The sequence below is a fragment of the Cupriavidus sp. C3SS-1 genome, assembly GCF_057073755.1.
In genome coordinates this window covers 457,334-470,828 of record NZ_CP172701.1, presented here as the reverse complement: position 1 = coordinate 470,828, position 13,495 = coordinate 457,334, and the positions used below count along the sequence as shown (strand labels likewise).

General features: G+C 59.7%; 12 protein-coding genes. 2 read left to right on the top strand and 10 right to left on the bottom strand.

Going from position 1 to position 13,495, the window contains the following annotated elements; genetic code table 11:
- Positions 1-4: 4 nt before the first annotated feature.
- The 8 genes from ACIGJC_RS30805 to ACIGJC_RS30770 form a co-directional block, all read right to left on the bottom strand.
- Entirely contained in the window at positions 5-142 is a 138-nt protein-coding gene (locus tag ACIGJC_RS30805; RefSeq protein WP_483714721.1) for a hypothetical protein, read from the bottom strand.
- Positions 143-366: 224 nt separating this feature from the next.
- The gene (locus ACIGJC_RS30800; RefSeq protein WP_483714719.1) at positions 367-1,338 is read right to left on the bottom strand and encodes an NAD(P)H-dependent flavin oxidoreductase; all 972 of its coding nucleotides are present in this window, start codon (positions 1,336-1,338) and stop codon (positions 367-369) included.
- 187 nt (positions 1,339-1,525) lie between these two features.
- Entirely contained in the window at positions 1,526-2,422 is an 897-nt protein-coding gene (locus ACIGJC_RS30795) for a 3-hydroxybutyryl-CoA dehydrogenase (RefSeq protein WP_483714717.1), read from the bottom strand.
- A 31-nt stretch (positions 2,423-2,453) separates the two neighbouring features.
- The gene (gene bktB / locus ACIGJC_RS30790) at positions 2,454-3,638 is read right to left on the bottom strand and encodes a beta-ketothiolase BktB (RefSeq protein ID WP_483714716.1); all 1,185 of its coding nucleotides are present in this window, start codon (positions 3,636-3,638) and stop codon (positions 2,454-2,456) included.
- 125 nt (positions 3,639-3,763) lie between these two features.
- Positions 3,764-5,407 (bottom strand): 3-(methylthio)propionyl-CoA ligase, encoded by a 1,644-nt coding sequence (locus ACIGJC_RS30785; RefSeq protein WP_483714714.1) that lies wholly within the window; start codon positions 5,405-5,407, stop codon positions 3,764-3,766.
- 43 nt (positions 5,408-5,450) lie between these two features.
- On the bottom strand, positions 5,451-6,743 hold the full coding sequence (locus ACIGJC_RS30780) for an MFS transporter (protein WP_483714713.1): 1,293 nt from the start codon (positions 6,741-6,743) through the stop codon (positions 5,451-5,453).
- A gap of 234 nt (positions 6,744-6,977) precedes the next feature.
- The gene (locus tag ACIGJC_RS30775) at positions 6,978-8,384 is read right to left on the bottom strand and encodes an alpha/beta fold hydrolase (protein WP_483714712.1); all 1,407 of its coding nucleotides are present in this window, start codon (positions 8,382-8,384) and stop codon (positions 6,978-6,980) included.
- A 12-nt stretch (positions 8,385-8,396) separates the two neighbouring features.
- Positions 8,397-9,245: a TauD/TfdA dioxygenase family protein gene (locus ACIGJC_RS30770; protein ID WP_483714711.1), complete on the bottom strand. Its 849-nt coding sequence runs from the start codon at positions 9,243-9,245 to the stop codon at positions 8,397-8,399.
- A 117-nt stretch (positions 9,246-9,362) separates the two neighbouring features.
- Here ACIGJC_RS30770 and ACIGJC_RS30765 point away from each other — a divergent pair, with 117 nt between their 5' ends.
- On the top strand, positions 9,363-10,382 hold the full coding sequence (locus ACIGJC_RS30765; protein WP_483714710.1) for an AraC family transcriptional regulator: 1,020 nt from the start codon (positions 9,363-9,365) through the stop codon (positions 10,380-10,382).
- Positions 10,383-11,179: 797 nt separating this feature from the next.
- Here the strand turns inward: ACIGJC_RS30765 and ACIGJC_RS30760 are convergent.
- The gene (locus tag ACIGJC_RS30760) at positions 11,180-11,548 is read right to left on the bottom strand and encodes a hypothetical protein (RefSeq protein WP_483714709.1); all 369 of its coding nucleotides are present in this window, start codon (positions 11,546-11,548) and stop codon (positions 11,180-11,182) included.
- A 264-nt stretch (positions 11,549-11,812) separates the two neighbouring features.
- Positions 11,813-12,415 (bottom strand): hypothetical protein, encoded by a 603-nt coding sequence (locus ACIGJC_RS30755; protein ID WP_483714708.1) that lies wholly within the window; start codon positions 12,413-12,415, stop codon positions 11,813-11,815.
- A 362-nt stretch (positions 12,416-12,777) separates the two neighbouring features.
- On the opposite strand from ACIGJC_RS30755, the gene ACIGJC_RS30750 reads away from it, so the two are divergent.
- Positions 12,778-13,101: a hypothetical protein gene (locus tag ACIGJC_RS30750; RefSeq protein ID WP_483714707.1), complete on the top strand. Its 324-nt coding sequence runs from the start codon at positions 12,778-12,780 to the stop codon at positions 13,099-13,101.
- Positions 13,102-13,495 lie beyond the last annotated feature (394 nt).

The window sequence follows — 13,495 nt, the reverse complement described above, 5'->3', positions numbered from 1 at the left end:
GTTATCATCGCAGCGCCTCGATAAGTTCGTGCAAGCAAGCCTGGCTGACATCATGCATCACGATCCTGCCCTTGGGCAGATGGAGCTTGATCGTTGCCATCGCTCTGGAGGCTGGTACGATGAAACGAGGATCGGTTTCCATTCCCGCTGCATACCTTACTGCTCGCGATCGCATCACGCTCATGGATTTCTCATGCGAAATGTGCCTCGGCAGTTCGAGGCGAGGTGCTAAACCGGGACGTCGTCGCCACCGTCAGCCTCTTGCGGTAAGCACGGCGGGCCAGAGTTCGGCCACGCCGTATTGTGCGTTGCTAAGTGCCAAGCGGCGGCCAACGGAGCATATGAAGAGAAGTGTGCGCCAAGTTATCAATCAAAGACGCTGCATCCGCTCGCCAGTGCGGCCCGACATTCGGATACCAATCGCTCGATCAATTCGGCACATGTCGGGATGTCGTGGATCAATCCTACGACCTGACTGGCCCAGACGAGCCCGTGGTCGACAGTTCCGCTTTCCAATGCGGCGCGTCCGCGCGCTCCCGCCACCAGCGGTTGAATATCCTTGAATTCGCAACCACCCTGGCGACGTTCGAGCCTGACGACCTCATCCGCGATAGCGTTCTTGAGCACACGCCCGGTATTGCGCAGCGTCCGGAAGATTAATTGTGTATCGCGCTCCCGGGCTGCCAGCAGCGCATCTTTAATGTTCGGATGGATGGGCGCTTCCTTTGTCGCACAGAATCGCGTTCCCATGTTGACGCCGTCCGCGCCCAGCATCAAAGCCGCTGCGAGGCCGCGCCCATTGGCAATGCCGCCGGACGCGATCAGCGGAATCTTGACCTGTTCCGCAGCTGTTGCGAACAAGACGAGCCCGCCGACGTCGTCCTCGCCGGGATGCCCGGCACACTCGAACCCGTCGATCGATATCGCATCGACGCCGTTACGCTCAGCCGACAGCGCGTGCCTAACCGAGGTGCACTTGTGAATAATCTTTACACCCGCCGCCTTGGCCTTCTCAACAAATGCCTTGGGGTTGTTTCCCGCAGTCTCCAGAATCTTCACCCCGCTATCGATTGCCGCGTCTAGGTATGCTTCATAAGGCGGTGGGTTAGCTGACGGCAGAATAGTCAAATTCACGCCGAAGGGCTTGTCCGTCATCTCCCGGCAGCGCCGGATTTCGGCTGCTAGCGCTTCCGGCGTCGGCTGGGTAAGGCTCGTCAACACACCCAGACCGCCAGCATTCGACACGGCTGAGGCAAGTTCCGCGCGCCCAACCCATTGCATACCGCCCTGAATAATGGGGTAGCAGATGCCAAGCAACTCGGTAATTCTGGTTTTCATACGGTTCCTCTTTATTCATGGGCACTGCCCTTTCTGCAACCGCACCGCGCCCGCGTCCCCCTATTGCCACGCAGAGGCCGGAATTATCCCAAGGCAGTCAGGACAGCCTACGGATTGGCGTTTCACCGGCAAGGCGCTTGACCAGTGGGCATATCAACATGGCGCCCAGCCTTAACAGGCACTTCTGTCATTTGCTGTAGACATACACGCCCCGTCCAGTCTTCCGCCCCAAATGGCCCGCCGCCACCATTTCCCGCAGAAGCATCGCCGGCCGGTACTTTGAATCGGCGAACTCAGTGAACAGCACTTCCATCACCGCGAGCATTGTGTCCAGGCCAACCATGTCGGCTAGCGCCAGCGGTCCGATCGGGTGGTTGCAACCAAGTTTCATGCCTTCGTCGATCTCCTCTGCCGTGACCAAGCCTTCGCCCAGCACGCAAAAGGCTTCGTTGATCATCGGGCACAGAATGCGGTTGACGACGAAGCCCGGGCTGTTCTTCACGGTGATGGGGAACTTGCCCAGTTGCCTGGCCAGTTCTTCCACCAGGCCGTAGGCTGCGTCACTCGTTTGCAGGCCACGGATGATCTCGACCAGCGCCATCATCGGCACTGGGTTGAAGAAATGCATGCCGATAAAGCGCTCCGAGCGATTGACCACTGCGGCGAGTTTTGTGATCGATATCGACGAGGTGTTGGAGGCGATGATCACGTCATCGCCGACCAGGCTGTCGATCTGCTTCAGTATTTTGACCTTGAGCTCGAGATTCTCCGTGGCGGCCTCTATTACGATCTGTGCGGACCTCAGGTCCTCGTCATTGGTCGTGATTTTTATGCGAGACACTGCTGCGGCCTTGCGCAGTTCTGTGATTTCGCCTTTCTGTATCAGCCGATCAAGGCTGGCCGCCACAGTGCCGATGGCCTTTTGCAAAGCGGCATCACTGATGTCCAGCATGATGACCTCGAGCCCGGCCACCGCGCATGCCTGCGCGATGCCATTGCCCATGGTGCCGGCACCGATGATGCCTACGGTCCTGATACTCATTTTGTTGTCTCGTTGATGGTTGCTAAAGCGCGAACATTGCACACCGTCCCTCGATGGAATTTTAGTGTCTCGATCAAGCGCGTTCGAAAATCACCGCTATTCCCTGGCCGCCGCCGATGCACATCGTCACCAGCGCATAGCGGCCTTGCACGCGCTGCAGCTCGTACAGTGCCTTGACCGTGATCAGTGCGCCGGTGGCGCCGATCGGGTGGCCGAGCGAAATGCCGGAGCCGTTCGGATTGACCTTGGCCGGGTCCAGGCCCAGCGCCTTGGTTACCGCGCAGGCTTGCGCGGCAAACGCTTCGTTGGCTTCGATCACGTCCAGGTCGGACACCGACAGGCCGGCGCGCTCCAGCGCGATCTTCGTGGCCGGCACGGGGCCGATGCCCATGGTCTTCGGATCCACGCCGGCGTGGCCGTAGGACACCAGGCGGGCCAGCGGCTTCAGGCCGCGGCGCTCGGCCTCGGCACGCTCCATCAGCACCACCGCGGCGGCGGCATCGTTCAGGCCCGAGGCGTTGCCCGCGGTCACCGTGCCATTTTCCTTGACGAAGACCGGCTTGAGCTTGGTCATGTCGTCGATGGTGGCGTCATGGCGCACGTGCTCGTCCGTGTCGAAGCTCACTTCGCCCTTGCGGCTCTTGAGCGTCACCGGAACGATCTGGTCCTTGAAATAGCCGGCCTTGATGGCGGCCGAGGCGCGGCGGTGCGACTCCAGCGCGGCCTCGTCCTGCTGGCTGCGGCTGATGTCGTAATCCTTGGCCACGTTTTCCGCCGTGACACCCATGTGGATGCGATGGAACGGGTCGTGCAGCGCGCCCAGCATCATGTCGACCATGGTGGCATCGCCCATGCGCGAGCCCCAGCGGGCGGCAGGCGCCAGGTACGGCGCGCGGCTCATGCTTTCGGCACCGCCACCGATGGCGATGTCGGCATCGCCGAGCAGGATGGTCTGCGCGGCGCTGACAATCGCCTGCAGGCCCGAGCCGCACAGGCGGTTCACGGTCAGCGCGGGCGCATTGGTCGTTACGCCGCCGTTGACGGCCGCCACACGGCCCAGGTACATGTCGCGCGGCTCGGTCTGAATCACATTGCCGAACACGACGTGGCCAACGTCATCGCCGGACACTTTGGCGCGCGAAAGCGCTTCACGCACCACGAGCGCACCCATATCGACCGGTGCCATGTCCTTCAGGCTGCCGCCAAACGTCCCGATTGCCGTACGTACACCACTCACCACCACGACTTCACGCGTCATGTCTCTCTCCGGTACCTAAAATGTTGGAATACTCGAATACTTTTTCGTCGCACCCCTTGAAGGGGACATCTTTACTGCTGCTGCCGTGAAAAGGCGGCCCAAGCAGACTGTGCCGCCCATGTCTGTCAACTCATCGGCAATAGGTGGTTCGCAAACTTGTCGCGCAACTCGTGCTTGAGCATCTTGCCGGTGGCACCTAACGGGATACTATCGACGAAGACAACATCGTCCGGCGTCCACCATTTGGCTATCTTTCCCTCGTAAAAGCTCAGCAATTCGCCTGAGGTCAACTCGGCATCCGGCTTCGTGACGACAATGAGCAGCGGGCGCTCGTCCCACTTGGGGTGCCGGACGGCAATGCAGGCGGCCATGGCCACGGCCGGATGGGCCATGGCAATATTCTCGAGGTCAATCGACCCGATCCATTCGCCTCCGGACTTGATGACGTCCTTGGAGCGGTCGGTGATGGTCATGAAGCCGTCGGCATCGAGGGTTGCTACATCCCCGGTGGGGAACCAGCCGTTGCCGGCTGCATCCGCCACCAACGGGCCGTCGTTGGTCGCGTTAAAGTACGACGTCACTACCCACGGTCCACGTACCAGCAGGTCTCCCGAGGTCTTGCCATCCCAGGGAAGCTCCTCGCCTTCGGCATCGACGATCTTCATGTCTACGCCAAAGAGCGCACGTCCCTGCTTGGATTGCACGGCGCGGCGCTGTTCCCTGGGCCACGCTAGCTGCTCCCCTTTGAGAATGCCGACAGTCCCAAGCGGGCTGAGTTCGGTCATGCCCCAGGCGTGAACCACCTGCACACCGTAAGTGTCCTCGAAGGTCGCGAGCATAGCGGGCGGGCAGGCTGCGCCGCCGACGACGGTGCGGCTCATGGTGCTGAAGCGCAGACCGTGCTTCTGCACATAACCCAGTAGCCCTTGCCAGACCGTAGGCACGCCGGCCGAGAGCGTCACGTCTTCGGACTCGAACAGTTCGTACAGGCTCTGGCCGTCCAGTCCCGGCCCCGGCAGCACGAGTTTTGCCCCCACCATGCAAGCCGAGTAGGGCAGTCCCCAGGCGTTGACGTGAAACATCGGCACAACAGGCAGGATGGTGTCGCGGGCCGAGAGACTGAGCGCATCGGGCAGCGCCGAGGCATAGCTGTGCAGCACCGTGGAGCGATGGCTGTAGAGCACCCCCTTGGGGTTGCCGGTGGTGCCGCTGGTGTAGCACAGGCCGGATGCGGTGTTCTCGTCGAAGTCGGGCCAGTCGAAACGGTCGTCCTGGGCGGCGACGAGTTTCTCGTAACACAGCAGTCCGGGGATCGTGGAGTCGTTCGGCATGTGGGCGCGGTCGCTCATTAGCACGAAGTGCTTGACGCTCGGCAGCCGGGCGGCGACGGATTCGACCAGGGGCAGGAAGGTGAGGTCGAAACACAGTACCTGGTCCTGGGCGTGCTGGGCGATCCAGACAAGCTGGTCCGCATGCAGGCGCGGGTTCAGTGTGTGGAGCACGGCGCCGGAACCGCTGACCGCGTAGTACAGCTCCAAGTGGCGGTAGCCATTCCAGGCGAGCGTGCCAACGCGTTGCCCGGGTTTCACGCCCAGCGCTGCCATGGCCTTGGCGAGTTGGCGGGCCCGCTGAGCAAGGTCACGGTAAGCGTAGCGGTGGATGTCGCCCTCGACGCGGCGCGAGACCACGAGTTGGTCGCCGTGGTGGCGCTCGGCGTGGCGCAGCAAGGAAGACACCAGCAGACTTTGCTGCATCATTTGTCCCAGCATGGGATTTTCTCCAGATATGGATGTCAAGTACCTGCCGGCTAGATCAGGTAGAGGCTGCATCAATGACGCCGGCCATTAGCTCTGTTCGGCGCATTCTCTTTGCTGTCCACAAGAAAGCGAACAGAGCAAGCAAGGCCAGCAGATCGCTGCCCAGCAACGCCACGGTAAGGGGTTGCGGGTACCCGGCTCTGGTCAGGGTGTCACTGACGGCTCCGATGGCCGCACTTCCGATGGCTATGGCGACGATATTCAGCAGCAGCATCGTGGCGCCGGTGACGGTTGAACGCATGGTCGCCGGCGTGAGCCCCTGAATCAGCGAGAGGGACGGACCGTACAGGGCCATGGGCAGGAAGATGCCAACACACATGCCCACGTAGAACAGGGCCGAGCCGGGCGCCGCGAAGCGGAATGCCACTTGCAGCGGAACGCACAGCAACACCAGCAAGGCCATGAAGCCTGCCCGTCCGCCGGGGACGTGGGGTGCCACGCGGTCGCTCAGGATCCCGCCGCTTAATGCGCCTAGCGTCCCGAATACGATCTGCAACATACCCAACTCGCGCGCGATGCCAGCGGGGTCGACGCCGCGCTCACGGACCAGCCACAACTGCACGAACGACAAGCCGGCGATGACGAAGTGAATTAGGACGAAGCCGGCCATCGTCAGGGTGAGTGCGGGGGTACTCCGCATTACTGCCCATGCCGCACTGAATTGTTGAAGCAATGGGGCGCCACGTTCCTCGGTGTCATGCGCGCCATGCATCATGCGCGCGCCGCGCTCATCCTTGAGCAGCAAGACGAGCAGAGCCACTATGGCGCCTACCACGCCAAGGCTAAAATAAGTGTCGCGCCAGCCTTGCGTCGCGCCGATCGTCCCCGCCAGCACGAAACTGAACCCGATGCCCAGCGGGATGCCCGTGAAGAACACGCCCATGGCGGACCCGCGGCGACGCTCAGAAAAAAGCTCAGCGATCAGCGAGACGGCTGCTGGCACTAGGGCGGCTTCGCCACTGGCCACAAGAAAGCGAGCGGCCACCATCGCCTCGAAGCTGTTCGCCGCGCCGGACGCGGCGGTGCAGACGCTCCAGATCAGGATGCCGGAGGCCATCACCCGCGTGCGACTGTAGCGGTCGGCGAAAGAACCCATGACGAGAGCCATGACGCCATAGCTGAGCACCCAGACTGCGCCGGCCAGGAGCCCGTATTGCGCGTTGCTCAGTGCCAGATCGCGAGTGATCTGGGGCGAGAACCCCAGCAACATGTTGCGGTCGATATGCGCGAGCATATGGAGCGCCAGCAGGCACGCCATCACGGCGCGAGGGTGGTTTTTCCAAAGCATAATTGTCTCCGGGAGACAGACGGGCGTGGTGATGGCAAGACCGCGCCTGGGGGCAGCGGCGACGAAGTTGAAACAGGGGCAGGGCGGCAGTGGGCGACACCGATGATGAGGCCATCGTGAGCTTTTTGTTGTGGCCCCGACGACCATGCACCTTGGCCAGCTGCAGGTCAGGGGACGGCGAAGCTAGGCTGGCCGTGCGGCCGGTGCACGGTTGCAGGGGTTACCGGCGCGATGTCAGGCGCTGAAGCTCGACACGTCGATCGGCTCGATGCCTTCCTTCTTGCAGAACGCGAGGTAACGATCCATCATGCTGCGCCAGTTTTCGATGGCCAGCACCGCCCCGTCCGGGGACAGCAGGTTCCAGTCGCCCTGGACGATGTTCAACGTCACGACGTCTTCCTCGCCAACCGAGACGGGCGTGTGGCGCGAGCCGGCGGTTTCGAACACAAAGCTACCTTGCGTCGCCACCCAGTCATGCTCGACGTATTTCCAACTTCCCTTCAGGGTAGAAACCATGACCGTGCCGGAGTGATGGTGCAGGGGCAGTTCGGAGTGTGGAGGCACCTTCAGGAGTGCGATCCACTCGCCGCGGATCGGATCGACCTTAATGAGCTTGAGAAAGAACTTCTCGCTATAGGGGGTGAAGGGAACCCAGGGCAGGGCTTCGACGTCAATCAGTGCGGTATCAATGTTCTCGTAAAACATGGCGGTTCCTTGCGGGTTGGGGGAAATGGTGGTGGGGGATACGCAGGACGCTGGCTTGGCGTCCGATTGATGAATTTCGCTGAAGAACTCGAGCAGGCGCTCAACCACCCAGGCCGGGCGTTCCTCGGGAATCCAGTGGCCGCAGTCGGGTGCCACGCCGCCGCGCACGTCACTCGCCATGCGTAGCCAGGAATCCATGGCAAAGAGCCCGCGGCCGACATTGGGCGCGCCGCCGCCATAGACCAGAATGGGCATTTGCAGCTTGCCGGCCTGACGCACAAACGCCTGGTTGTCCCGGGCATCTTGCGACATGGCCCGGTAATAGTTGAAGCCCGCACGCATTGCACCGGGCTGCGCGTAGGCGCGCACATACTCACGCTGGGCCTCCTCCGAGATAGCATCCGGCCTGGCGCCGCCCTTGCGGAACATATGCCGCAGGTAAACTTCCTCGCGTCCGGCCACCAGCGCTTCGGGCAGGTCAGGCTCGCCGTGAAAGCCGTAATGCCAGCGCGGGATACCATTCAGCGCGGAGCCATCACCGGGCACCGGAGCATCGAAGATGGCCATCGCACGGACCGCGTCCCGGTGCTGGGCGGCCAGCGCAAAGGCGACCGGGCCGCCCCAATCGTGGGCGACGACGTAAAAGCTGTCCTCGCCCAGCACGTCGTGCATCAGACGCCAGACGTCCTGGGCAACCGTCTTGGTGTCATAGCCGCCGTTGGGCCGCGACGAATCGCCGAGGCCTCGCAGGTCAATTGCCACTACGCGGTAGTGTTGCATCATGCCGGGCAGCACGTCGCGCCACATGTACCAGGTCTGCGGCCACCCATGCAGGAACACCATGGTGGGTCCGTGGCCGCCGCTCACATAGTGCAGGCGCACCTCGCCGACCTGGGCGTAGCTGTGTGTGAGTTCGAGATTCAAAGCACGGTCCATGTTCGGTCTCACTCAGAAGGGACGATCGCCCTTGATGGTGGCGCGGTTCATCTTGCGGTGGCAGGGCGGGTAGTCCATTACCGCGTAGTGCTGGGTGCAGCGGTTGTCCCAGATGGCGATGGCATTGGGACTCCAATGCCAGCGCATCTGGTATTCGGGGATGAAGCTCTGGCTAATCAGGTAGCTCAGCAGGGCCGAGGCGCCCGGCTGCCAATCCTGGCCGAAACGCACATTGCGGGCGGTGTGGTAATTCGTAAGGTGGGTCATGAAGGCGCCGGTCATCAGGCTCTTCCTGCCCGTCTCGGGGTGGGTGCGAACGATTGGGTGCTCCGGGTCCGGGAAGCGGGCCTTCATCGCCAGGCGCTCTTCGATCGGTTTGGCCGCCATGAATACCGATTCCATGCTGTGGCGGCCGCGCAGGCCTTCGACGGTCTCCTTGATGTGATCGGGCAGGCGTTCGTAGGCCAGTTCCATGTTGGCCCACATGGTGTCGCCACCCACCGGCGGGCATTCCAGGCAGCGCAGCACCGCGCCCGCGGGCGGCACTTCGCGCCAGGTCGCATCGTGGTGCCAGGAGTTTTCATAGCGCTCGGGCGGGCTGTCCGGAGTTTTCCAGATCTGGATGATGCCGGGCTCGCCGCTGGTGCTCGGGACGAGGGGGTGGTCTTCGAGATCGCCAAAGATGCGCGCGAGCGCTGCGTGCTCGGCATCGGTCATCACCTGATCGCGCGAGAACAGTACCTTGTGCTTCAGCAGTAGTTCCTTGATCTGGCCAGCAAGATCCGCATTGCGGCCGGCCTCGGCAAGGTTGACGCCCTGGATTTCGGCACCCAGCGCACAGGTGAGGGGGATGACTTTCATGGCTTACTCCACTTGGTGAATGCGGTATCGATGTGGCTGCATTTTGCAGATTGACTCTGCTGCCGACTTGACATTTGGAGAAAATGAGTTGACTATTCGAGAACGTAGGGGATAACCATGACCACGCCCATCGTTCGGTCGGCTGCGTTGACCAATTTCGAGAAAGTTGCTAACGACTGCGGTGTAGACGCCCACGGCCTGGTGGCGGAAGTGGGCTTGCCTTGGAACTGCCTATCGGACCCCGACGTTGCGTTGCCGTCAGATCTGGCGGCGACCTTGCTGGAGCTGGCGGCTGAGCGCGGGCATGAGCCTGCCTTCGGTTTGCGCATGGCGGCCTCGCGGCGCCTGTCGAACCTAGGCCCGTTGGGGCTGTTGTTGCGGGACCAGCCAACACTGCGTCATGCGCTGGAGGTCCTGGTCAAGCACATCTCTGTGCACCATGCGGCCATGTCCGTGTCCTTGGTGCAAACCGGAGAACTGATTTGTATCCGCGAGGAAATCCTTTCCGAGCGCGGCCGTACCCCGCGCCAGTCCATTGAGTTGGCCATGGGGACGACGTTCCGCCTTTTGGGTATATTTCTCGGCGAAGGTTGGCGTCCCCGGCTGGTGACGTTCCGCCACCCGGCGCCCGCGCGCACCGAATGGCATCGTCGTGTGTTCGGCTGCCCGGTAGCGTTCGGACAGGAATTCAACGACATTGTTTGCAGCGCCCGGGATCTCGATGCCCCCAACCCGGGAGCCGATCCTGTGATGGCTCGCTATTCCCAGCGATTGCTTGAGGTCGACCCGGGCACGCAGACTCAAATGTCAGACCGGGTGAGGCATTTGGTGGCCCTGTTACTGCCGCGCGGGCACTGTCGCGTGGAAATTATTGCTCAGCACTTAGGCGTTGATCGCCGTACGGTGGCCAACCATCTTTCGGCGGAAGGTACGACTTTCAAGTCCATCGTTAATGCCATGCGGCGCGAGCTTCTAGCGAGTTATCTCCACGACGGGGCGCGTACGATATCGGAAGTCGCTGCATTATTGGGATTTTCGGAACTCAGTGCGTTTTCCCGTTGGCATCGCCAGCAGTTTGGCTGTCCAGTAAGGACGAGACAACAACGGCCCCGTAATGCCCAGCTGTCCTGTGACTGAGTTATTTTGGAATCGGCCCCGAGCAACAACACCCCGACTAGAATTTCAGTTGACACGGGGCGTGCCTCCAAAAGACCACTCACCGGTCGATAGAGGCACGCATTCCGTGAATTCGATGAATTTCGAGCGATGCCCCTATTTGGATTTTGCCCCGTCAGTGTATGGGTCCGGCTTACCGATACGGGCTCCATCCGTGTAGGGATCAGGCCTTCCGGACTTTGATCCACTTGTGTACGGATCGGCGTTGGTTCCGGGGGGATTCAAGGCGGCGGCTTCCGTTGATTGTTTAGCCCCATCCGTGTAAGGATCGAATTTTCCCGACTTAGCTCCGTCCGTATAAGGATCAACGGTGCGGGCGCCGTCCGTGAATGGATCAGGCTTCCTCGGCCCTTGAGCTAAGGCTACGCCTGCTACAAGCGAAAATAGTGCGAGGGATAGTAATGTGCGTTTCATGATACTCCTCCAGTGGCTGCACGCAATTCAGACTATGTCGCAGCGACACCGGTGATATTGCGCCAAGTCAATGAAATGTAGGATAGAGCCTCAGAGAACTTTGAAGACGCACGCCAACATGGGATCGTCGCGTTCACATACAATACCTGCTTCCGTGCGTCGGACGTGGGACGCCGCCAAATAAGCAAATAAGCACAACGTATCGGAAGCAAATTGCTTCGTGCCAATGGTGCTCGGCCGAGCCAATCCATGAAGTGACTTTCTAGACGCGAGCAGCCAGTCTGGCATGGGCGGGTGGCAGACGTTCAGGTGTTGATTGCCGTATCGCGGTTGAAAGGTTATTCTCAACCATGGGGCGTTTCAACGGGAAGGACATCCGCTTCCGGATATTCGCCAAACAAGAATCCATAATCCTGTGGAAACAGGTCTTTGAGAAACGTCGGATACTGGAATGCCAGCAACGCTTTCAGTTCGCCCATCTCTTCAACCCTAAACACTTCTATCAGCCTTAGTACATCCGCCGCATCCTTCCCATATGCATAGTAATAACGCCTGCCGTTCCATGTCAGTGATGCGGTCTGGTACGGCCCGATGACCCCCGGGATCCTGCTGTAGCTCTCGCAAGCGGCCTGCGCCTGACGCAGGTACTCCGTCTCAGTCAGACGAGTCCCAGCTGCAGCCAATGTAAGTGATTTAGTTCTTGGTTTCATCATTTAATGGTTATCAATAAGCCAAAATATTAAATCCACGCATCACAGATTAAGTCGCCATCACCAGTCTGATTTGGATATGCCATGTCGCTGATTGACAGTCTGTTCGCTCTCATACGCTTCGAATTTTTTTTGGTGTGGAATAAATAAATAAATAAATAATTCTTTCTTCGGCATGTGTTCTATATCTAACGACGCGAGGGTAACCCTTCTTGGTATTTTCCAGTCTCGCATCTTAGCTTCTTTGGTACTCTGATCGCGTGACTTTCAGAAGGCGACGCCAGCTGTTACCATCAGTCCATTGGTCCAGAATAATTGCGTTTCGATGCGAACGAGACCGAACTTTAAGCCGACCGCTGGAAATACTCCAGGCGCGAAGCCTCCGACATTCAACGGCAGCTTCCCCTTGTTATCTCCTGCATAACCGTGAATGACACCTCCGACCAATTTTACGTAAAATGGCGCGCTCCCAATATCCCAGAGATAGCCAACATATGCCGCTTGGGAAAATTGTCCAAACGAGTTTAAAAAAAGCGAGCCGCCGACCAGCCAGCCGTCGCTTCTGCGATACTCTGCGCCTACCAGCGGCGAATATGGGATGTGCTCGGGATCGTGGTGATAGTGAATATTGTAGAGGTTCGTCTGCACCGAAACTTCATCGCAGTAAGCCGCTTCACCAGTCCAAACGATTCCAGCCATGATGGTAATCACCACCACCGCGTGACGACGCAAGCGACTTCTAATTCCAGAAAAATTATTACTCAGGATCATTATTAAAAGAAAAATTCGCTTTTCTAGAATAAATATGCAGACAGGCCGCTTATTTATTTGTCCCCCTCGCGTTTTTTCGGCTGCCCAGATTGGCCACATGGTACGTTGCGACAAACTTCATGTGCACTGATACGCATGTCGCGCGAACCGATGGCGCCTCGTGCATGTATTCTCATGGATGGCACACCTGAAATCTTGCTGTGGATCAATCTGAGCCAATGATGTTTACATTTAATCAAGCAGGGAAGCCCCAATGTAGCCTTGGAGCTAATGCGGCACGGCAACGATGGACGCTTGGGGTATGTGGCGTAACCGGCGCTCATATTGCTTTGTCAGCTTGTGCATTCTTAACGGGATAAGGGCGAAGTCTTGGTAAAGCGTTGGCGCCGCGACCTCATCGCTGTTTTTGTCTGGAGCCAGAACCTGATATGGCCGGTCTAGCCGACTACCTTTGCGCGTGTATGAGCGCCCGCCGACGTGCGAAGGCGGCCAACCTCTTGTGGAGATACTACGGCGTTCCGATTTCGGACGAGGTGCAAAGAAAGTTGATCTCTATTAGCGCGCGAGCCGAAGGCGAACTCGCACCACAAGCACTGGCAATGCTTTATCTTGCTGAGATGCTAGAAGAATACAAAGACGACCCCTGTGGGCCGATTATTCACGCCAGCGTCGAGTTCTTCCTGCGTCGCGCTATTGCCGCGAACGCAGTGCGCAGACTTCGCGATCCCGCTCCCTTCCACCGCTTGCGCGAGATCGCCATGCGTAAGTACGAGTGGAATCCATAAATCGCCATTGAAAATGTGGTCGGATTGTGAAGAATACTTGTTGGCGCGGCATTGCAGTGCGCAAGTCCATCGAACTGGCTGTGGGCACGATACGAATCATAAGCTCTGTCTCTTCAGGGAAAGGAATTGCCCCCCGAGGCTGGACTTCCCACCAGCTGCTACAGGCAGCACGTAGGAGCAGTCGGAGGGCGGCTGATCCTGTTATTGGCTTCGGCGACACCGCCGCGCGGAGCATCGCGCAACGTCTGGACGTCAATAACCGTACTGGCTGACCAGTCGTCGGAGGAACGAATGTGCGCGAGGGGTGGCTCCGTCGCGATAGGACGTTAATCTTGTTGACGTATCTCAATTCATCTCGATTGTCGATTACTAACATGGACGTGTACTTGTTACC